We start from the raw sequence: 20,508 nt of genomic DNA on the forward strand, positions 1-20,508 counted from the left end.
GCAGGGGAGCCGCCGCGTGGCGAGCAGACCTTCCGGCCGTATGGGAAGAGAAATTGCGGTGGGGTGACGTCTCAGGCGGATGACGCGTCCCTGTGCGCCACGAGTCTTCGGTGCCCGTGCGGCACAAGGCGAATTCTTGGGCGCATATAAGGCCCCTGTGCGGGGCGAGTTCTCGGGCGCACGAAGGGCCGCTGAGCGTGAACTGAGCGAGCCCTTGGGAGTCACGAAGTCGTCTGCGCGCCGGAGCCTTCGCGCGTAGCGAGGGCGAGCCTCATGCTGAACGGTCGCCCTCCACACGTCACTGCTCGGACTGCCGTCGCTCCTGCTCGCGGCGGCGCTCGTTGTAGGCGCGCATCCGGGCGGGATAGCCCGTGAGCTGCACGTCGTACACCGGAATCGCCAGGTCTCGGGCGACCTTACCGATGACGGCCGGCGACCCGACCCGGCGGCGGGTCCACTCGCCGTCGTGCGCCACGGCGACGGCGGTGGTGTCGGTGGCGAACGTCTCCGGCTCCACATAGAACTCGACGCCGCGCCGTGACCGGGCGAACGCGATCAGGGCCTCGATATCCTCATCGGTGGCCTCCCGGTCGAATTTGGCGACCCGGGGGCCGCGTAGTCGCCTGATTCCGTAACGATCTCGCCATCTCATACCCCTTATATACAGTTCCTGACCGTCATTTCGCGGGGCTACCGGTATGTCGTCAGTGCTTTGGTTTCATGTCGAGACTGCAAGCCGAGACGGGTCCGCGCGGCCGTCACAAATTGGGGCGATTCTCCCGTCCCTCGCATTGGTCCGTGGCCGAAGGCGGAGTACCGCGCGCGTTTGCGGCGGAGCGGCGGCCCGGCGGCTCGGCGGCTCGGCGGCGCTTTCTTCGTGGTGGTCGCCTACCTGCGGTCCCAGGTCGGGAGGGTGACCACGGCGGGTACGCGGCTTCCCCGCGCGAGCGGCCGCCGCGGTCCGGGAGCGCGTCGAGCGATGATCGGTGCGCGCGACGGATAGGGGGTTCTCGGGGGAGACGTCGGGGAGATCCCTGATGACCGGGTCGGCGGAAGCACCCAGGATAGAGGGGGGAGATGCTCTGCCGCCGGCGCGGCGAGGCACACTCGAAGGAAGGCAGGCAGGTCGTGCCCGTTCCGGCGCCGCCAGGCGTCAGATGCGCGCGACATCGACGAAGGTAGGCATCGATGGCGATGGCAGCGACACCGTCCTGGTCCGGGCGCACGCCCGTCCATCCCGACCTGAGGGTCACGAACAACGACCGTGACCAGGTGGTCGAGCACGTCAAGGCGGCCTACGCGGAGGGCCGGCTGGACAAGCTCGAGATGGACGAGCGGTTGCACCAGGCGATGACCGCGCGCACACACGCCGACCTCATCCCGATCATGGACGACCTGTACGGCCCACGCGCCGCCGCGTACGTCCCTCCCGCCCCGCCGCCGGGCCACTACACGCGGGGCGCCGGATACCGGCAGCGGGTGGGATACCCGGCAGCCGGGGCCGTCGACGGCGGTGACCGAGTGGGCGGAGCGGCGGCGCACCTGCTGACGCTGGGCGGCCTGTTCGTGATCGGGCCGCTGATCATGCTGCTGACCGCCGGCCGGACGTCGTCCTTCATCAGGAGGCACGCCGTCGAGTCGCTGAACTTCCACCTCACGGTGCTGGGGGCGACGATGCTGCTGCCCTTCACCGTGATCGGGGTCGTGCTCATCCCGTTCCTGTGGATCCTGGGCTTCGTGCTCGCTGTCGTCGGCGGGGTCTCCGCCATCACCGGAGGCGACTTCCGCTACCCCCTCACCGTTCGCTTGGTGAAGTAGGCCGACGGCCCGCAGCCGATCACACGGCGGCTGTTATTCCCTCCCGACGCAGCAGCGCCGTGGCGATCACGATCTGAGCGGGTTCGAGCGCGGTTTTGCCGTCCTCTATGTCCCACAGGGCGTTCTGCAGCACGCGGCCGAGGCTCCAGCCGGTCGCTCGCCTCCGGTCCAGGCCGAGGACCTCGGTCATTAGGTCGAAGCGGCGGAGCATTGCGCGAGGCGCGTCACCGGTGGCCTCCACCTCGTCCCACCGGTTGTGCAGTGCCGGGAGCAAATCGAACCCCGGGTCACCCGCGAGTGGTTCGGGGTCGATGGCCAGCCAGGGCTCCCGTTCTCCGGCCAGGATGTTGTCGTAGTGCAGGTCCCAGTGCAGCAGGCGGTCGCCGGGCTCGCCGAGCAGTTCGGCGACGGCGGACGCGCAGGAGCGCACGAGCCGCTGTTCGCCGGGAGCGCGCAGCGCCGGCACGGCCCGGGGGACCTGGTCGAGCATGGCGGAGGCGACGTCGGACAGTCGCCGCAGGCCCTCGGGGGCCGGTACCGAGGTCAGACGGGCCATCAGTTCGGCCAGGATCCGCACGGCCGCAAAGTCGTCGGGCACGGAGGACAGGGGCCGGGTCGCGTCCAGCCGTTCCAGCAACTGCGTGGCGCTTTCCTCGTCATGGTCGAGCAGACGCACGATGCCGTCGCCGCCCCACGCCCGCAGGCCGAGGGCGGTGCCGACGGTCTCCTCCCGGAGCTGCTGCAGCTTGAGCACGGCGGGTGTCCCGTCGGCCTGGAGCACGGGCAGGACCAGCGAGGCCATGCCGTACGCGGGCGGGCCGTCGGGCCGCAGTCCCCACCGGTCGAGGAACTCGCCGCCCACGCGGGGCAGCTCGGCGAGCCAGGCACGCGCCTCCTCGCCCTGCGCGCCATAAGACGCGGTGAAGGCGTCAGGAACGTCGATGTACGGTGCCGCGCTCACGGGCACGTCTCCTTCCTGGGCCCCGGGTCGGGATTCACCCGGGAGCGGTGGGGACAGATCCCCGTCAGGGCATGAGGTCGCGGAGCGTGGCCACCGTATCGGCCTCCTCCGGCCGCTTGTCGGGGCGGTACCGCAGAACCCGGGCGAAGCGCAGCGCCATCCCACCCGGATAGCGGGTCGAGCGCTGCACCCCGTCGAAGGCGATCTCCACTACGAGCTCGGGCTTCACCGCGACCACCCATCCGTCCGTCGGCCCATCGGCCAGGCGGAGGAACTGCTCGGTCTGCCAGGTGAGCAGCTCGTCGGTGAGCCCCTTGAAGGTCTTGCCCAGCATGACGAAGCCGCCGGTCTCCGGGTCGAGCGCGCCCAGGTGCAGGTTGGAGAGCCAGCCCTCGCGCCGCCCGCTGCCCCACTCGGCCGCCAGCACGACCAGGTCCAGGGTGTGCCGGGGCTTCACCTTGACCCACCCGGCTCCGCGCCGGCCCGCCGCGTACGGCGCCTGGAGCGACTTGGCCACCACGCCCTCGTGGCCGTTCCGTACGGCGTCGGCGAAGAACGCCTCGCCCGCCTCGGCGTCGGCCGTCACCAGGCGGGGGGTGACAAGTCCGGCGGGAACGGCGGCGGTGAGCGCGGCGTGCCGCTCCTCGGCGGGCCGGTCGAGCAAGTCGGCGCCGCCCACCCGGAGGGCGTCGAAGAAGAACACGCTGAGCGGCACGGCCGCGCGGGCGGTCTTGACGTCGGTGCGGCTCGCCACCCGGCCGGAGGTGACCTGGAACGGCTCGGGCCGTCCGTCCGGGCGCAGGGCGATGACCTCGCCGTCGAGCACGAGATCGCGCTCCGGCAGCCGGAGCAGCGCCTCGACCAGCTCGGGAACCTGCGCTGTGATCTCCTCCAGGGTGCGGGTGAAGACGCCGACCTGGTCGCCGGAGCGGTGGGCCTGCACGCGCACGCCGTCGAGCTTCCACTCGAGCGCAGCCGGGCCGCCGATCTTCTCCAGGGCCGCGCTCACGGACGGCGCGCTCTGCGCGAGCATGGGCGAGACCGGCCGCCCCACCTCAAGATGGAACGCGCGCAGCTCCTCGACCCCTCCGCGCAGCGCGGCGGCGCCCACGGCGGGCAGCCAGCCGCGCAGCGTCAGCGCCCGCCTGACCTCGGTGGCCGGGACGCCCGCCGCCTTGGCAAGGGCTTCGATCATCACGCCGTCGAGCGCGCCCTGGCGCAGCTCGCCGCGGATCAGGCGCCGTAGGAAGGACTGCTCCTGGTAGGTGGCCGCGCTGAAGAGCTCGTCGATGAGCGTCCTGCGCGCCGCCTGCGATCCGGGCCCGGACTGCGCCTTGACCCGTTCGAAGAAGGAGTCGACCTGGGTGAGGGTGGCGGTGGCGATCTGGCGCGGTTCGGGGGCCTCGCTGAGGGTGCGTGGGCCGACGCCGATCTGGCGCTGCGGGATCTCGCCGGACAGATAGGAGATCGCGATCTCGGCTTCGTCAGGCCCCACCCTGCCGAGTAGCTCGGCCAGATGCGCGATCTTGGCCAGCCGCGACGAATCCGCCGCCACGGCGGCCGACGTCCGGGCAAGGTCGATCAGCAACACACCGTCATCCTGCCTCACCGAGCCGGCTCTTGCCCATCCGGGGGACCGGCGGTCAGCTGTAGTGGCGCAGCCCGGGCCACAGTGCCGCCCATGACGTCGCCGGGTCGCGGCACACGGTGATGGGCACGCCCTGCTCCTCTCCGGCCATGCCGTCGACGGACGCGACCTGATCGCAGCGGGCGAACCGCCCGGTCAGGAAGGACGATGGGGCGCCCACCACGACCGCGACGCGGGCCGTCTCGGGTGGTGGCCCCCACCAGTAGAGCTCGTTGTGCGGGCTGTGCACCGGGGGCAGGGCGTACTCTCCGGCCCACCGGTCGAGCGCTCCGGCCTCCCCGTAGTTGGCGGCGAGCAGGATGGCACGCGCGCGGTCATCCGCCGGAAGCGCGCGTACGACCGCGGCCACTTGAGCGGCGAAGCCCGGCCAGCCGACCGACTCGCGGGCGACCTCGTTCGCCAGCGCGACCGGGGTGCCGCGCAGCGACTCCGCCGGGATGACCGGCAGGGCGAAGACGACGTTGGAGACCGCCCCTAGGGCGACCGCGGCCGTGACGAGGACCCGCCGCCGGGGCCGTCCGGCGGCCCATTCCACGGTGGGCACGCATCCGGCGGCGAAGAGCAGGAGCAGCAGCCCCGCGACGTAGTCCGGACGCCCGCCCGCGTAGAGCACCACCGCGCAGCACAGCGGGTACGCGATCGCGAGCGATCGGACGGCGCGGTCGCGCCAGAGCCGGATCCACCCGGCGACCATGACGGGGACGAGCGGCCAGCTCACCAGGACGAGCTGCAGCGGGACGAACGTGATCCGGTTGTCGTCTCCCTCGTCAATCTTCAGGGCGGCCGCCATCTGCGCCTGCGGCCACTCGTGGGTGGCCTGGTAGACCACGTTCGGCGCGGCGATCACCAGCGCGAGCAGCGCGCCGAGCCAAAGCCGCGGGTCACGCAGCGCCGTCCGAGGACCGACGAGCAGGATCCCGGCGCCGACCCCGACGAGCAGCAGCACGATGAGCTGGCGGTTGTAGGCGGCCACGCCCGCCGCCGCTCCGACGGCGAGCCACCAGCGGCCGTCGCCGCGCCGGAGCGCGCGCAGGATGAACAGGATCGCGGCCGTCCACAGCGGCAGGTCGAACGTGAGGGTGAGCAGCGAGTGCCCGGCGACCAGCGGGAACAGCCCGGTCGCGACCCCGGCCGCGGCCATGATCTGCGCGGCGCGGCCGCCGCCCAGCTCGCGGGCCACGCAGGCCACGAGGACGACGAGGACACCCGTCAGCAGCGCGGGTACGACGCGAAGCGCGGTGACGGTGTCGCCGAAGAGCGCAGTGGAGATCCGGGCCACCAGCGGGGTGAGCGGCGGGGTGTCGAAGTAGCCCAGCTGAGGATGCTGCCCGAGCAGGCGGAAGTAGAGCTCGTCGCGGTGGTAGCCGTACCAGGGGCTGACCGCGAGCAGGACGGCGGTGGCGGCGAGTGCGACGGCGCCCACCGGCCGGAGCGCGAAGCGAGGAACGGGGGGTTCCCGGTCGGTCCGAGTGATCTGGGGGGTTGTGGTCACGCGGTCATCATCGACGGGAACGCCGCGCCGTGGAACCCCGATCGGCCGGCCGATCCCGATCCGGAACGCCGGGCGCGGGCCTTCACGACGCGGTGCGCGTGAAGGCCCCCGCCCGATCGATCAGCTCACGCCGAGCAGGTCGACCACGAAGATCAGCGTCTCGCCCGGCCTGATGGCGTTGCCCGCGCCGCGGTTGCCGTACCCGAGGTGCGGCGGGATGGTGAGCCGGCGTCGCCCGCCGACCTTCATCCCGGCGACGCCCTGATCCCAGCCGGCGATGACCCGGCCGCCGCCCAGCGGGAACTGGAACGGCGTGCCGCGGTTCCACGACGCGTCGAACTCCTCGCCGGTCGAGAACGCGACGCCGACGTAGTGCACGCTCACGGTATGTCCGGGCTTGGCCTCCGGGCCGTCACCCTCTACGAGATCGACGATCTCCAGGTCCGTGGGCGCGGCGCCCTCGGGGAAGTCGATCTCGGGCTTTTCCAGTGCCACCTGGCTCTCCTTGTCGCGGTCGCGTCACTCGGGGCCGGGGTCCGATGCCCTGGCCAACCGGATGACTCTACCGGGCGCCGCCCCGCGGTCCGGGCAGCATGGAAAGATCGGTCCGGGCCGGGGCGGGCGGCGTCCGGTTGTCACCAGCTCTGGTGCAGGGGCATCCCCTCGGTGTAGCCGGACGCGCTCTGCACGCCGACGACGGCCCGCTCGTGGAACTCCTCCAGGCTGGTGGCCCCGGCGTAGGTGCACGCGGAGCGCAGGCCCGCCACGATCGCGTCGATCTGGTCCTCGACGCTGGGCCGCACCGGGTCGAGGAACATCCGCGAGGTCGAGATGCCCTCCTCGAACAGTGCCTTGCGCGCCCGCTCGAACGGTGTGTCGTCGGCCGTGCGCAGCCGTACGGCACGGGCCGAGGCCATGCCGAAGTTCTCCTTGTACTTCTGGCCGTCCGCGGTGGTCCGCGTGTCACCCGGCGATTCGTACGTCCCGGCGAACCAGGAGCCGATCATGACGTTGGCCGCGCCGGCGGCGAGGGCGAGGGCCACGTCGCGCGGGTGCCGCACGCCGCCGTCCGCCCACACGTGGCGGCCCAGCCGGCGCGCTTCGGCCGAGCACTCCAGCACGGCGGAGAACTGGGGACGGCCGACGCCCGTCATCATCCGGGTGGTGCACATGGCGCCGGGGCCGACGCCGACCTTGACGATGTCGGCGCCCGCTTCGATGAGGTCGCGCACGCCCTCGGCGGTCACGACGTTGCCCGCCACGACGGGGACGCCGGGGTCGAGCGCGCGCACGGCGCCCAGCGCGGAGATCATCTTGTCCTGGTGTCCGTGCGCGGTGTCCACCACGAGCACGTCCACGCCCGCGTCGAGCAGCTCCTTGGCCCGCGCGCCCACCTCGCCGTTGACGCCGACCGCGGCCGCGACGCGCAGCCGCCCGGAGGCGTCCACCGCGGGCTCGTACAGCGTGGCGCGCAGCGCGCCGGTCCGGGTCAGGATGCCGACCAGGCGGCCCTCCCCGTCCACGACGGGGGCGAGCCGGTGCCGGCGCTCGTGCAGGGAGTCGAAAGCGACCTTGGGGTCGGTGCCCCGGGGCAGCGTCTGCGGCGAGGGGGTCATGACCTGGGAGAGCTGGGTGAACATGTCGACGCCGTGGCAGTCGGCCTCGGTGACCACGCCGACCGGGCGGTTGTCCCAGTCGACGATGATGACCGCGCCGTGCGCCCGCTTGGGCAGCAGGTTCAGCGCCTCGCCGACGGTGTCGTGCGGGGTCAGCGTGATCGGCGTGTCGTGGACGAGGTCGCGTTCCTTCACCCAGGAGATCACGTCGGCGACCACGTCGAGCGGTATGTCCTGCGGGATGACGGTGATGCCGCCGCGCCTGGCCACGGTCTCCGCCATGCGGCGGCCCGCCACGGCGGTCATGTTGGCCACGACGACCGGGATGGTGGTGCCCGTGCCGTCCTTGGCCGACAGGTCGACGGCCAGCCGGGACCCGACCGAGGAGCGGGACGGGACCATGAAGACGTCGCTGTACGTGAGATCGTAGGGCGGCGTCACATCATTGAGGAATCGCACGTTTGTCCAGCATATGCGGTGAGCGGAGGAAGTTGGCATTCCCGCCGGTCCGGTGCCGTGCACCAGCGATCCGCTTTCGTAGGATCCGTGGTGGCGAGGGAATTATTGGGAGGAAATGTGATCATCGTGGACCGGCCGGAGGTGCTCGTCGTCGGCCATGCTGTGCGGACGACCAACGCGGCGGAAGCCGATCCCGCTCGCGCCCAGCTGCCGGCGCTGTGGGCCCGCGCGGGCGCGCCCGGAGCCTTCGCGCACGTGCCCGGGCGCGTGGAGGAGAACCTGTACGCCGTGCTGACGGACTACGAGAGCGACCACAACGGGGCCTATACCCAGGTCGTCGGCGTCGCCGTGCACACCGCGGCGCGGCTGCCCGAGGGCATGGTCGCCGTACGGGTGCCGGGCGTGCCGGCGATGCGGCTGGAGGCGCGCGGCCCGATGCCGGACGCGCTCCTGGAAGTCTGGGACCAGGTGCGGAGGCACACGGACTCCGGCGGCACGCCGCCCCGCGCGTTCACGACGGACCTGGAGATCCACCACCCGGCGGGCGTGGACCTCTTCATCGCCGTGCTGCCGTCCTTCGGGGAGTCCTGACTTCTCGGCGATCCCGCTCAGGCCAGCGTGCCCGCCTCGCGCAGCGCGGTCGCGGTGGCGTCGTCCAGCCCCCACGAGCCGAGGTCGAGCAGACGGGTCGCGGGGGCGAGGTCGCTCCGCCCGGCCCCCAGCAGCCGGGGCGCGGGCGCGGGCTGGGTGACCCCATCCACCTCCACGAAGGTGCCGCGCGCCTCGTTATGCGGGTGGCGCACGGCCTCGGCCATGGAGAGCACCGGGGACACGCAGGCGTCCGACCCCTCGAAGACGGCTTCCCACTCGGCCCGGGTGCGGCCGCGGAACGCCGCGGCGAGCCGCTCGCGGATCAGCGGCCAGTTGGCCCGGTCGTCGCGGTCGGGCAGGTCGGAAAGGCCCATCTTCGCCAGCATCTCGGCCCAGAACTGCGGTTCCAGCGCGCCCACGGCCAGGTAGCCGCCGTCCGCCGTCTCGTACGTGTCGTACATCGGGGCGCCGGTGTCCAGCAGGTTCGTGCCGCGCGGACCCCACAGGCCGGACTGCACGGCCTGGTAGAACATCGCGACCATCGCCGCCGCGCCGTCCACCATCGCGGCGTCGATCACCCGGCCGCGCCCGGTGCGCTCCCGCTCGAAGAGGGCGAGCAGGACGCCGTACGCGAGCATGAGCCCGCCGCCCGCGAAGTCGCCGACGATGTTGATCGGCGCCGTGGGCCGCTCGCCCTCCCGGCCGAGCATCGACAGGACGCCCGAGACGGCGATGTAGTCGATGTCGTGCCCCGCCCTCGGTGCCAGCGGGCCGTCCTGGCCCCATCCGGTCATCCGGCCGTACACCAGACGCTCGTTCACGGCGTGCAGGTCGGCCGGGCCGATGCCGAGCCGCTCGGCCACGCCCGGCCGGAACACCTCGATCACCACGTCGGCGCCGGCGGCGAGCGTCTTGAACGCCTCCACGCCCGCGGGGGACTTCAGGTCGAGCCCGATCGTGCGCTTGCCCCGGTCCATCACGTCCCGGCGCGGCGCGTCGGTGACCGCGGCCACCCGGTCGACGCGCAACACCTCCGCGCCGTGGTCGGCCAGCATCATCCCGGCGAACGGCCCCGGCGCGAGACCGGCGAGCTCCAGCACGCGTACTCCGGCCAGCGGGCCCTTCCCGTCGCTCATGGGACCTCCTCGACGTCGCGTCCGTACGGCAGGCACGAGTAGAACAAGGTTCGGTGCGTAGGCGCAAGTGACAGCGGGTACGGGAGAATGGCCGCCCCCCTGAGGATCACTGATTTCAGAGCCCTGATAGTTTTCTCGGGCTTAACGTGTCCAGTCTGGTCTGGGATGGTTTCCAGGGATAACGTGCCCTAGAGACGATCTCTACATTCCTGGGGGTGGTTTCATGCCAGAGCGCACGGCCAGTATGACCGCCCACGACAAGGCGGTCGAGCAGATCAGGGAGTCGTACGCCGCGATTCCCGAAGGCTCCGCGCCCCGGCTGGCGAAGGCCACCACGAACCTCTTCCGCTTCCGGGAGCCGGTCAAGACGGCCAGGCTCTCCGCGCGTGACCTGGACCAGGTCATCGAGGTGGATCCGGAGCGCAGGACGGCCGAGGTCCAGGGCATGACGACGTACGAGAACCTCGTCGACGCCACCCTGCCGTATGGCCTGATGCCGTATGTCGTGCCGCAGTTGAAGACGATCACGCTGGGCGGCGCGGTGACCGGCCTCGGCATCGAGTCCAGCAGCTTCAGAGACGGCCTGCCGCACGAGTCGGTCGAGGAGCTGGAGATCCTCACCGGCGACGGCCGGGTCGTCGTCGCCCGGGAAGAGGGCGAGTACGCCGACCTGTTCCGGGCCTTCCCGAACTCCTACGGCACGCTCGGATACGCCCTGCGGATCCGGATCAAGCTGGCCCCGGTGAAGCCGTTCGTCCGGTTGACCCACCTGCGGTTCACCGACGCGGCCAAGTGCATGCTCGCCATGCAGGAGATCTGCCAGAGCGGCGAGCACGACGGCGAGCGGGCCGACTTCGTCGACGGCACCTACTTCAGCCCCGACGAGCTCTACCTCACGATCGGCACGTTCGCCGACACGGCGCCGTACGTGTCCGACTACACCGGGATGCGCATCTACTACCAGTCGCTGCGCACGCGCACCCGCGATTGGCTGACCGTCCGCGACTACCTGTGGCGCTGGGACACCGACTGGTTCTGGTGCTCGCGCGCGTTCGGCGTGCAGCAGCCGCTGGTCCGCTCGCTCCTGCCGCGCCGCTGGCTCCGCTCCGACGTCTACCGCCGCCTCGTCGGCCTCGACCAGAGGTACGGCGTGACCGCGCGGCTGGACCGCTGGCGCGACCGGCCGGTGCAGGAGTCGGTCATCCAGGACGTCGAGGTGCCGGTGGAGCGGGCCGCCGAGTTCCTGGAGTTCTTCCAGGAGCAGGTCGGCATGACGCCGGTCTGGATGTGCCCGCTGAAGGCGACGGGGCAGTGGTCGCTCTACCCGCTGGAGCCCGGCCGGCTCTACGTGAACTTCGGCTTCTGGGGAATGGTGCCGCTGCCCAGAGGCGCGCACGACGGCCATCACAATCGTTTGATCGAGAACGCCGTGCACGAGCTGGAGGGGCACAAGTCCCTCTACTCCTCCTCCTTCTATGAGCGGGAGGAGTTCTGGCGGCTGTACAACGGAGACGCCTACTGGCCGGTCAAGCACACCTACGACCCCGGCGGGCGCTTGCTCGACCTGTATGAGAAGTGTGTACGGGGAAGGTGATCAATGAAACTCGCCGAGATCTTCGAGAAGATCGTTGGCCCTAACGCGGATGTGCAGTTCGTCGCCTATGACGGGAGCAAGGCGGGTCCCCCCACCGCCGACGTCCGTCTCGAGGTGAAGTCCCCCATCGCGGTCGCGTATCTCGCGCAGGCCCCCGGTGAGCTCGGTCTGGCTCGGGCGTACGTCTCCGGCCACATCGACGTCCACGGCGACATGTACGAGCTGCTCAACCGGATGTGGACGCTCACGCTCAACGACATCCCGCTCAGCGAGAAGATCGCGGCCATGCGGGCGCTCGGCACCAAGCCGCTGCTGATGCGGGTGCCGCCGCCGCCCCAGGAGATGCGGCGCAGCACGCTGGCCCGGCTCGGCAGCCGGCACGCCAAGCAGCGTGACGCCGAGGCGATCCACCACCACTACGACGTCTCCAACCAGTTCTACGAGTGGGTGCTCGGCCCCTCCATGGCGTACACGTGCGCGGTCTTCCCGACGGCGGACGCCACGCTGGAGGAGGCGCAGTACGCCAAGTTCGACCTGGTGGCCAAGAAGCTGGACCTCCAGCCGGGCATGCGGCTGCTCGACATCGGCTGCGGCTGGGGCGGCATGGTCATTCACGCCGCGCGCGAGTACGGCGTGAAAGCCCTTGGCGTCACGCTGTCGCGGCAGCAGGCCGAGTGGGCGCAGAAGGCGATCGCCGAGGCGGGCCTGTCCGAGCTGGCCGAGGTCCGCTTCATGGACTACCGCGACGTCAAGGAGTCGGGCTTCGACCGGGTCAGCTCGATCGGCCTCACCGAGCACATCGGCAAGGACAACCTGCCGTCGTACTTCTCCTTCCTGTACAGCAAGCTCAAGCCGGGCGGGCGGCTGCTCAACCACTGCATCACCCGCCCGACCGGCAAGGAGAAGACGATCAACAAGGGCGGTTTCATCAACCGCTACGTCTTCCCGGACGGCGAGCTGGAGTCGGTCGGCCACCTGGTCCGCCGGATGGAGGACACCGGGTTCGAGGTCCGCCACCAGGAGAACCTCCGCGAGCACTACGCGCTCACGCTGCGCGAGTGGTGCGCCAACCTCGACGCCCACTGGGACGAGGCGGTCCGGGAGGTCGGCCGGGGCACCGCCCGGGTGTGGCGGCTCTACATGGCCGGCTGTGTCGTCGGGTTCGAGCGCAACAAGGTCCAGCTCCACCAGATCCTCGGTGTCAAGCTCGACCGCGACGCGCAGTCCCAGATGGCGCTCCGCCCGTCGCTCGACTGGCCGTGAGCTCGGGCGGAGGCCGTCCGTAGTACTACGCCGCCCTGACCGCTACCGCAGCTCCCGCTTGAGGATCTTGCCGGTGGCGGTCATGGGCAGGGCGTCGCGGAACTCGACGATCCGGGGGTACTTGTAGGCCGCCATCGTCTCGCGGCTCCACGCGATCAGCTCGTCCTCCGTGACCGTCACGTCCGCCTTGCGGATGATGTACGCCTTGATCTCCTCGCCGTGCGAGTCGTGCGGGACGCCGACGACCGCGGCGAGCGAGACGGCGGGGTGGGTCATCAGCACCTCCTCGATCTCGCGCGGGTAGACATTGAAGCCGCCCCGGATGACCATGTCCTTGGCGCGGTCCACGATGAAGTAGAAGCCGTCCTCGTCGCGCCTGGCCACGTCGCCGGTGCGGAACCAGCCGTCCCGCATGACCTCGGCCGTCGCCTCGGGCCGGTTGTAGTAGCCCTTCATGATGTTGTGGCCGCGGACGGCGATCTCGCCCACCTCGTCCTGGGTGTTCCACTCGGCGTCGATGAGCTTCATCTCCACGCCCCAGATGGGGGTGCCGATCGAACCGGGCTTCGTCGGACGGCCCCGCTGGTTGAAGGCCGCCACCGGGGACGTCTCCGACAGGCCGTACCCTTCGAGAACGCCGACGTCGAAGGTCGCCGAGAAGTCCTTCAGCACCTCGACCGGGATCGCCGCGCCGCCGGAGACGGCGGTGGTCAGGGTGGGGGGCACCTCGGCGGCGCCGGTCCGGACCGCGGTCAGCATCGCCCAGAACATCGTGGGCACGCCCGCGAAGAACGTGACCTTCTCCGCGTTCATCAGGGTGAGCGCCTCCACCGGCTCGAAACGGGGCAGCAGCGCCAGCGTCGCGCGCCGCCGGAACCCGGCGTTCATGACCGTGGTCTGGCCGAAGGAGTGGAACAGCGGCAGCGTGGCGAGGAAGACGTCGTCATCCTGGCGGAGGAACATCTCGTCGCTCACCATCGCGTTGACCAGCATGTTCTGGTGGCTGAGCTCGGCGCCCTTGGGCTGTCCGGTGGTCCCGCTGGTGTAGAGGATGACGGCCGTGTCGTCGGGCGCCGTCTGTACCGTCTCGAACTCGCCGGACATGCCGTCGAGCGCGGCCCACAGCGACTCGCCGTGTGGGGACTCCGTGGCGAACGCCTGCGCGGGCAGCGCGAAGAAGTGCTCCGCGCCGGACTCCTCGAAGCCCTTGCGGCCGCGCTCGCCGAGCGGGAGCTCCGGGGTTCCCTCGAAGCAGAAGAGCGCCTTCGCGTCGGAGTCGTCGAGGTGGTAGGCGATCTCCCGCGACTGGAGGAGCACGTTCAGCGGGACGACGGTCGCGCCCGTCTTGAGGATGCCGAAGTAGACGAAGGGGAAGTAGGGGAGGTTCGGGCAGGCCAGCGCCACCCTGTCGCCCTTGCCGATGCCGCGCGAGACGAGCAGGTTCGCCACCTGATTGGCGACGGTGTTGACGAGGGAGTAGGGGAGGCGAAGGTCCCCGAAGATCACGGCGGTTCGGTCCGGGACTTCCCGGGCGCTGTCTTCGAGCACGACAGAAAGATTGAGCATCGCCGCTCCTCGGTTCTGGGGGGTTACATACCGACCGGTTGGTAACACACCGTACTAGGAGATCGCCTGGAATGTCATGATCGCGGGAGCAACTGGTGCGGGCACGATCGCTGTGGCAGCATCAAAACCGAACGGCATTCTAGTCAGTCGTCAGCCCCGGGAGTCCTCTCATGACATCTCAGCCCGTGGAACGCACGCCGATCAGATCGGCGGCCGACATCAATCTGTCCGACTGGGACTTCTGGGAACGGCCCATGGAGGAACGCGAGCACGCCTTCGCGGTGCTCCGCGGCCTGGAGGCGCCCGCGTTCTTCGCCGAGCCCGAGTCGCCGTTCGCGACCCCGGGCCCCGGCTACTACGCCCTCGTCCGGCACGCCGACATCGTCGAGGCGAGCCGGAACCCCGAGATCTTCTGCTCGGGGGACGGCGGCTCGACGAACATCATCGACATGCCCGCCGAGTTCGCCGAGTACTTCGGCTCGATGATCAACATGGACGACCCCCGGCACGCCCGGTTGCGCCGGATCGTCTCGCGGGCGTTCACGCCGCGCATGATCAAGCGGTTCGAGGCCGACGTCGAGGCGGCTGCCGCGCGCATCGTCGACGACCTGCTGGAGGCCGGACCGGGGTGCGACTTCGTCGCCGAGGTGGCGGCCCGCCTCCCCCTGAAGATCATCTGCGACATGGTGGGCATCCCCGAGCGGGACTACGGGCTCGTCTTCGACCGGTCCAACATCATCCTCGGGGCCGGCGACCCCGAGTACGTCGCCGACAAGGACGCCATCGCCACCGCGCTGCTCTCCGCCGGGATGGACCTGCAGCAGCTCGTGCAGGAGCTCGCCGCCCACCGCGCCGACAACCCCACCGACGACCTCACCTCGGCGCTCGTCAACGCCAACATCGACGGCGAGCGGCTGACCGCGCAGGAACTCGGTTCGTTCTTCATCCTGCTCGTCGTGGCCGGCAACGAGACCACCCGCAACGCCATCTCGTACGGCATGCGCCTGCTCACGCTCCACCCCGAGCAGCGCAGGCTGTGGACCGACGACCTCACCGCGCGCACGCCGGGCGCGGTCGAGGAGATCGTGCGGCTCGCCTCACCGGTCAACTACATGCGCCGCAAGGTCACCCGGGACCACGAGATGAACGGCACGCTGTACCGCAAGGGCGAGAAGGTCGTCCTCTACTACCGGGCAGCGAACCGGGACGAGTCGGTGTTCACCGACCCGCTCCGCTTCGACATCCTCCGCGATCCCAACCCGCACCTGGGCTTCGGCGGGCCGGGCCCGCACTTCTGCCTCGGTGCTCACCTGGCCCGGCGGGAGATCAGCGTGATGTTCCGCGAGCTGCTCACCCGGGTGCCGGAGATCGAGGCGGGCGAGCCGGAGCTGCTCTTCTCCAGCTTCATCAACGGCACCAAGCGCATGACCTGCACGTTCTGACGCCGGGCAGGGTCCGCCGCCCGGTCGGCTAGCCGACCGGGCGGATCCGCTTGAAGACCGTGTTGATGTCGGGCAGCAGCTCGTCCTTCTGCTTGGGCACGTGCATGTAGACGATCGTGGGCAGCTCGCCGCCCGTGTTCAGGGCCGCGACGACCGCGGTGGTCTGCGCGGCGCCCGACTTCACCGTGTACGCCACGAGCTGACCGGTCATGCCGCCCCGCGACAGCCGCTGCTGCGCGGCCTTGGCGAACTTGGTGTCCTTGTCGAAGAGCTTCTGCCGGGCCTGGAGCATCACCGAGGTGATCACCGGGCTGAGGTCCTCTCCGGCGTTGTACTTCGCGGCGAGCGACTTGTCCAACGGCCCGGTCATCACCTGGGCGAACTGCGGCTTGCCCCCGGACGTCATCCCGGCCGCCACGTACTGGCGGGTGGCGAAGCCGTACATGTCGTGGATGTGCTGGGTGCGCTGGTCGTACTGCCAGGGGCCGCCGAGCTTGGGCAGCGTGATCTTGCCCTCGGAGTCGGTGACCGTACCGGCCACCGGAGACGGCGTGCCCTTGAACGTCGGCAGAGCGGGGAGCGACGCCTGCTTGCCCGCGACCGGCGCCGACTGCTTGGCGGACGGCGCGCTGGACGGCTTCGTGTCGTCCGGGGACTCGCCGCTCAGCGGGCCGGAGACGAACGCCCACACCAGCGCGGCGATCAGCGCGATGACCACCGTGCCGAGCAGCGCGAACAGCCAGATCGGCCGCCTGTTCTCGTCGTCGTAGTAATCGTCGTCCGAGCTGCGTTCACCCTCGGGGCCGAAGACGGTGTTCCACAGCTCCTCCTGGCGGTGCGCCGGAGGGGTCTTCGGGCCGCTGATCTGACCGGCCGTGACGAACGGCCGGTACGGATCGTCCGCGCGCTCCATGCCCTCCTGGGGCCGCTGGCCGTACGGGTCGGCGCCGCCGGGGAAACCGGGGCGCTGCTCCGGGCCGGGCTGCCCGGCGGGCGGCGGACCACCGGGGGCCGCCTGCGGGTGCACGGCGGGCGCGGGCATCGACATCGTCGCGTCCGGGCCGGGCGCGGACGACACGGGCGGCGAGGGGGTGGGCAGCGACATCGTGGCGTCGGCCGCCGCGGCGCCGCCGAACGCCAGGCGGTCGTCGCGCAGCGGGTCCGGCCGCGGTGCCTGACCCAGCGGGTCCGGACGCAGCGGGTCGACGGCCAGCGGATCGGGCCGGTGGTCCGGAGAGGGGCCGGAACGCAGGGGGTCCTGGCGAACGCCGAGCGGGTCGTCGCGCAGCGGGTCCGGAGGCGATCCGGGACGGTCCTGCCGTACGCCCAGCGGGTCCGGGCGCAGCGGGTCGACGGCCAGCGGATCGGGGCGGGAGGGGTCCCCGAGAGCGGGGTCGGGCCACGCCGGCTCCGGCCACCTGCTGTCAGCGCGGGCCGGCTCGCTCCACGCCGAGTCCTGCCGCGCCTGCTCCCGCCTGGGCGGAGGACCCCACACGTCCTGGCGCGACTGCTCGGACCACCCGTCCTGGCGCGCGGGCTCGGGGCGCACGCCCAGCGGGTCGCTCCCGTACGAGGCCGGGGACGAAGGGGGGAAGGGGTTGGGGCCGGTCACGTGCTGCGACGACTGCGGCATGCCGTACGGGTCGTCGGCGCGAGTTTCACCGTAGGAGGCCGGGGGCAGGTAAGCGACGCGCTCCTCCCGACCATGAGACGGGTTCCCTGAGGGGCCCAGAGGTGGGTACTCTCCGGTGTGCCGCGATGGGTCCGCGGCCTGCTCGGCCGCTTCGAACGATCGTGCGGACGGCGTGAACGACGAGCCCGGTGGGACCTCGGGCCACGCGGGCGGGACCTCCGGCCACGCCGGTGTCCGCTGCGACTCGCTGTGCTCCGAGGGCACGGTACCTCCCGAGATCATGCCCGAATTGGGTGCGCCTGGCATGATCTCATGCGAACCTGGCGGCGTCGTATGGAAACCCGAGAATGCACCGCGGAATTGCTCGCCCGTCGGGTCGGTCGGCGGGTCCTGCATCGGAAGATCCGTCTGCGGGAATTCCGGGCCCGAACCCGGCTGGACTGAGTTCACCACCCGAAGAGAGTAAACTAAAAGGACATAGACGGTCACAGCGGATCTATCACCTTTGCCGTATCGCCGTCCAGACCCGATGTGGTCCGGTAGATCCTGAAGCGACGCTCTTGCCGTCTGCGCTACCCTTGGTATATGCGCGCCGCGACCCTGCTTGCTTGGCCGCATCGACTGGGCTGATTCCCCCTCGATGCGGCTGCCCCTCGTGCGAAGCGGGGGGCTTTGTTGTGAGCAGGCGCCCTCACCGTGCCTTTAAGGAAAGCATCCCTTCGGGAGTTGACGTGGACGAGCTGGTGTACGACCCGCAGGCGCTGCAGGCCAAATGGCTGCAGCGGTGGGAGGAGCTGAACCCCTTCGCGGCGGTGGAGGACGAGGCGGACATCAGGCCGCGCCGCTACATGCTCGACATGTTCCCCTACCCGTCGGGCGACCTGCACATGGGCCATGGCGAGGTGTTCGCCATCGGCGACGTCGTCGCGCGCTATTGGTTCCAGAAGGGCTACAACGTCCTGCACCCCATCGGGTGGGACTCCTTCGGCCTGCCCGCGGAGAACGCGGCGATCAAGCGTGACGCCCACCCCGCCGAGTGGACCTACACCAACATCGAGACCCAGGCGAACTCCTTCAAGCGCTACGCCGTCTCCTTCGACTGGTCGCGACGGCTGCACACGAGCGACGAGGACTACTACCGCTGGAACCAGTGGCTGTTCAACCGTTTCTATGAGCGCGGCCTGGCCTACCGCAAGGGCGGCCTGGTCAACTGGTGCCCGACGGACCAGACGGTGCTGGCCAACGAGCAGGTCGTGGCCGGCAAGTGCGAGCGCTGCGGCTCGGACGTGGTCCGCCGTGAGCTGACGCAGTGGTACTTCAAGATCACTGACTACGCCGACCGGCTGCTGGACGACATGGCCCTGCTGGAGGGCGGCTGGCCCGAGCGGGTCCTCACCATGCAGCGCAACTGGGTCGGCCGCTCCACCGGCGCCGACGTCCAGTTCCAGATCGAGGGCAGGGAAGAGCCGGTCACGGTCTACACCACGCGCCCCGACACGCTGTACGGCGCGACGTTCTTCGTGGTCGCCGCCGACGCCGCGCTGGCGGAGGAGATCGTGGCCCCCGACCGGCGCGAGGCGCTGAAGGCCTACCGCGCCGAGGTGGCCAAGCTGTCCGACATCGAGCGCCTGTCCACCGAGAAGGAGAAGACCGGCGTCTTCCTGGGTGTCCACGCGATCAACCCGGTGAACGGCGAGCGGATCCCGGTCTGGGCGGCCGACTACGTCCTGTCCGACTACGGCCACGGCGCCATCATGGCGGTCCCCGCCCACGACCAGCGCGACCTGGACTTCGCGCTGAAGTTCGGGCTGCCGGTCAAGGTCGTCGTCCACACCGGCATGGCCGACCCGGGCGAGACCGGTGTCGCCACCCCGGGCGAGGGCAAACTGGTCAACTCCGGGCCCCTGGACGGCCTGACCAAGACCGAGGCGATCGCGCGGATCATCGAGATCCTGGCGGAGCGGGGCACCGGGCGCGCGACGGTCAACTTCCGGCTGCGCGACTGGCTGCTGTCCCGGCAGCGCTTCTGGGGCACCCCGATCCCGATCATCCACTGCCCCGACTGCGGCGAGGTCCCCGTCCCCGACGACCAGCTCCCGGTCGCGCTGCCCGACCTGCGCGGCGCCGACCTGAAGCCGAAGGGCGTCTCGCCGCTGGCCGCGGCGACCGACTGGGTCAACGTGGAGTGCCCCAAGTGCGGCGGCGCCGCCAAGCGGGACACCGACACGATGGACACCTTCGTCGACTCCTCGTGGTACTTCCTGCGCTACTGCTCCCCGGGGTACGAGGACGGCCCGTTCGACCCGGGCAAGGTCCGCCGCTGGGGCCCGATCGACCAGTACGTCGGCGGCGTGGAGCACGCCGTGCTGCACCTGCTGTACGCGCGGTTCTTCACCAAGGTCCTGTTCGACATGGGCCTGGTGACCTTCACCGAGCCGTTCCTGCGGCTGCTGAACCAGGGCCAGGTCATCAACCAGGGCAAGGCCATGTCCAAGTCGCTGGGCAACGGCGTCGACCTCGGCCAGCAGATCGACGCGTTCGGCGTGGACGCGGTCCGGCTGACCATGGTCTTCGCCGGCCCGCCCGAGGACGACATCGACTGGGCCGACGTCTCGCCCGCCGCCTCGCAGAAGTTCCTGGCCCGCGCCTTCCGCGTGATGGCCGAGGCGGGCGCGGCCTCCGCGCCGGGCGCCGACGTCGCCGTGGGTGACCTGGAGCTGCGCAAGGTCACCCACCGGACCATCGACGAGGTCACCAAGCTGGTGGACGCCCACCGCTTCAACGTGGCGGTGGCCCGCACGATGGAGCTGACGTCGGCGGTGCGCAAGGCCATCGACTCCGGCCCGGGCGCCGGTGACTCCGCCGTCCGCGAGGCCGCCGAGACGCTGGCCGTCATGCTGTCGCTGGTCGCGCCGTACACGGCGGAGGAGGGCTGGGCGCGGCTCGGCCATGCCCCGTCGGTGGCGCGGGCCGGCTGGCCGGTCGCCGACCCGGCGCTGCTGGTGCGCGAGTCGGTCACCTGCGTGGTGCAGGTCGCGGGCAAGGTCCGCGACCGCCTGGAGGTGTCGCCGGCGATCTCCGCCGCCGACCTGGAGACGCTGGCGCTGGCCAGCGAGAAGGTCCGGCCGTACCTGGACGGCGCCCCGCGCAAGGTGATCGTTCGCCAGCCGAAGCTGGTCAACATCGTCCCCTGATGCCCCGGCGGCGCCCTGAGTAGGTCTCGATCGTGAGATGGCTGGGGGCGCTGCTGCAGGGGGTCGGGCTCGCCGTGACGACGTGTGGCGGCGGG

The 20,508-nt window shown here is 70.8% G+C and carries 15 protein-coding genes; 6 read left to right on the forward strand and 9 right to left on the reverse strand.

Annotated elements, in window-relative coordinates:
• Nucleotides 1-298: 298 nt before the first annotated feature.
• A complete protein-coding gene (locus ACQP1V_RS11150; RefSeq protein WP_067130606.1) occupies nt 299-652 on the reverse strand; it encodes a hypothetical protein in 354 nt (117 codons plus the stop codon).
• A gap of 536 nt (nt 653-1,188) precedes the next feature.
• Between ACQP1V_RS11150 and ACQP1V_RS11155 the strand changes: the two genes are divergently transcribed.
• Nucleotides 1,189-1,818: a DUF1707 and DUF4870 domain-containing protein gene (locus tag ACQP1V_RS11155; protein ID WP_433421692.1), complete on the forward strand. Its 630-nt coding sequence runs from the start codon at nt 1,189-1,191 to the stop codon at nt 1,816-1,818.
• Nucleotides 1,819-1,837: 19 nt separating this feature from the next.
• Here ACQP1V_RS11155 and ACQP1V_RS11160 read toward each other — a convergent pair whose 3' ends face one another.
• The 5 genes from ACQP1V_RS11160 to ACQP1V_RS11180 form a co-directional block, all read right to left on the reverse strand.
• On the reverse strand, nt 1,838-2,779 hold the full coding sequence (locus ACQP1V_RS11160; protein ID WP_433421695.1) for an aminoglycoside phosphotransferase family protein: 942 nt from the start codon (nt 2,777-2,779) through the stop codon (nt 1,838-1,840).
• 64 nt (nt 2,780-2,843) lie between these two features.
• A complete protein-coding gene (locus tag ACQP1V_RS11165; RefSeq protein WP_433421697.1) occupies nt 2,844-4,370 on the reverse strand; it encodes an ATP-dependent DNA ligase in 1,527 nt (508 codons plus the stop codon).
• Nucleotides 4,371-4,422: 52 nt separating this feature from the next.
• Complete coding sequence (locus tag ACQP1V_RS11170) at nt 4,423-5,919, reverse strand: glycosyltransferase family 39 protein (protein WP_433421700.1); 1,497 nt, start codon at nt 5,917-5,919, stop codon at nt 4,423-4,425.
• A 120-nt stretch (nt 5,920-6,039) separates the two neighbouring features.
• Nucleotides 6,040-6,414 carry an FKBP-type peptidyl-prolyl cis-trans isomerase gene (locus ACQP1V_RS11175; protein ID WP_067130614.1) on the reverse strand — a complete coding sequence of 125 codons (375 nt, stop codon included), beginning with the start codon at nt 6,412-6,414 and terminating at the stop codon, nt 6,040-6,042.
• Between the two features lie 140 nt (nt 6,415-6,554).
• Nucleotides 6,555-7,994 carry a GuaB1 family IMP dehydrogenase-related protein gene (locus tag ACQP1V_RS11180; protein ID WP_433421703.1) on the reverse strand — a complete coding sequence of 480 codons (1,440 nt, stop codon included), beginning with the start codon at nt 7,992-7,994 and terminating at the stop codon, nt 6,555-6,557.
• 117 nt (nt 7,995-8,111) lie between these two features.
• Here ACQP1V_RS11180 and ACQP1V_RS11185 point away from each other — a divergent pair, with 117 nt between their 5' ends.
• On the forward strand, nt 8,112-8,585 hold the full coding sequence (locus tag ACQP1V_RS11185) for a GyrI-like domain-containing protein (protein WP_433421706.1): 474 nt from the start codon (nt 8,112-8,114) through the stop codon (nt 8,583-8,585).
• A 17-nt stretch (nt 8,586-8,602) separates the two neighbouring features.
• Here ACQP1V_RS11185 and ACQP1V_RS11190 read toward each other — a convergent pair whose 3' ends face one another.
• Complete coding sequence (locus tag ACQP1V_RS11190; protein WP_433421708.1) at nt 8,603-9,721, reverse strand: CaiB/BaiF CoA transferase family protein; 1,119 nt, start codon at nt 9,719-9,721, stop codon at nt 8,603-8,605.
• Between the two features lie 223 nt (nt 9,722-9,944).
• Here ACQP1V_RS11190 and ACQP1V_RS11195 point away from each other — a divergent pair, with 223 nt between their 5' ends.
• Together ACQP1V_RS11195 and ACQP1V_RS11200 are read left to right on the forward strand one after the other, a co-directional pair.
• Nucleotides 9,945-11,315 (forward strand): FAD-binding oxidoreductase, encoded by a 1,371-nt coding sequence (locus ACQP1V_RS11195; protein ID WP_387412716.1) that lies wholly within the window; start codon nt 9,945-9,947, stop codon nt 11,313-11,315.
• Between the two features lie 3 nt (nt 11,316-11,318).
• Complete coding sequence (locus ACQP1V_RS11200; RefSeq protein WP_433421711.1) at nt 11,319-12,578, forward strand: class I SAM-dependent methyltransferase; 1,260 nt, start codon at nt 11,319-11,321, stop codon at nt 12,576-12,578.
• A 42-nt stretch (nt 12,579-12,620) separates the two neighbouring features.
• On the opposite strand, the gene ACQP1V_RS11205 is transcribed toward ACQP1V_RS11200, so the two are convergent.
• Nucleotides 12,621-14,144, reverse strand: coding sequence for a long-chain-fatty-acid--CoA ligase (locus ACQP1V_RS11205; RefSeq protein ID WP_433421714.1), 1,524 nt, complete (start codon nt 14,142-14,144; stop codon nt 12,621-12,623).
• Nucleotides 14,145-14,314: 170 nt separating this feature from the next.
• Here ACQP1V_RS11205 and ACQP1V_RS11210 point away from each other — a divergent pair, with 170 nt between their 5' ends.
• Nucleotides 14,315-15,586 (forward strand): cytochrome P450, encoded by a 1,272-nt coding sequence (locus ACQP1V_RS11210; protein ID WP_433421717.1) that lies wholly within the window; start codon nt 14,315-14,317, stop codon nt 15,584-15,586.
• Nucleotides 15,587-15,614: 28 nt separating this feature from the next.
• Here ACQP1V_RS11210 and ACQP1V_RS11215 read toward each other — a convergent pair whose 3' ends face one another.
• Nucleotides 15,615-17,501, reverse strand: a complete 1,887-nt coding sequence (locus tag ACQP1V_RS11215; RefSeq protein WP_433421720.1) for a hypothetical protein — start codon at nt 17,499-17,501, stop codon at nt 15,615-15,617.
• Nucleotides 17,502-17,950: 449 nt separating this feature from the next.
• Between ACQP1V_RS11215 and leuS the strand changes: the two genes are divergently transcribed.
• Entirely contained in the window at nt 17,951-20,413 is a 2,463-nt protein-coding gene (leuS, locus tag ACQP1V_RS11220; RefSeq protein WP_433421722.1) for a leucine--tRNA ligase, read from the forward strand.
• Nucleotides 20,414-20,508: the final 95 nt, after the last annotated feature.

Source organism: Microtetraspora malaysiensis, assembly GCF_050947145.1.
GTDB lineage: Bacteria > Actinomycetota > Actinomycetes > Streptosporangiales > Streptosporangiaceae > Microtetraspora_A > Microtetraspora_A malaysiensis.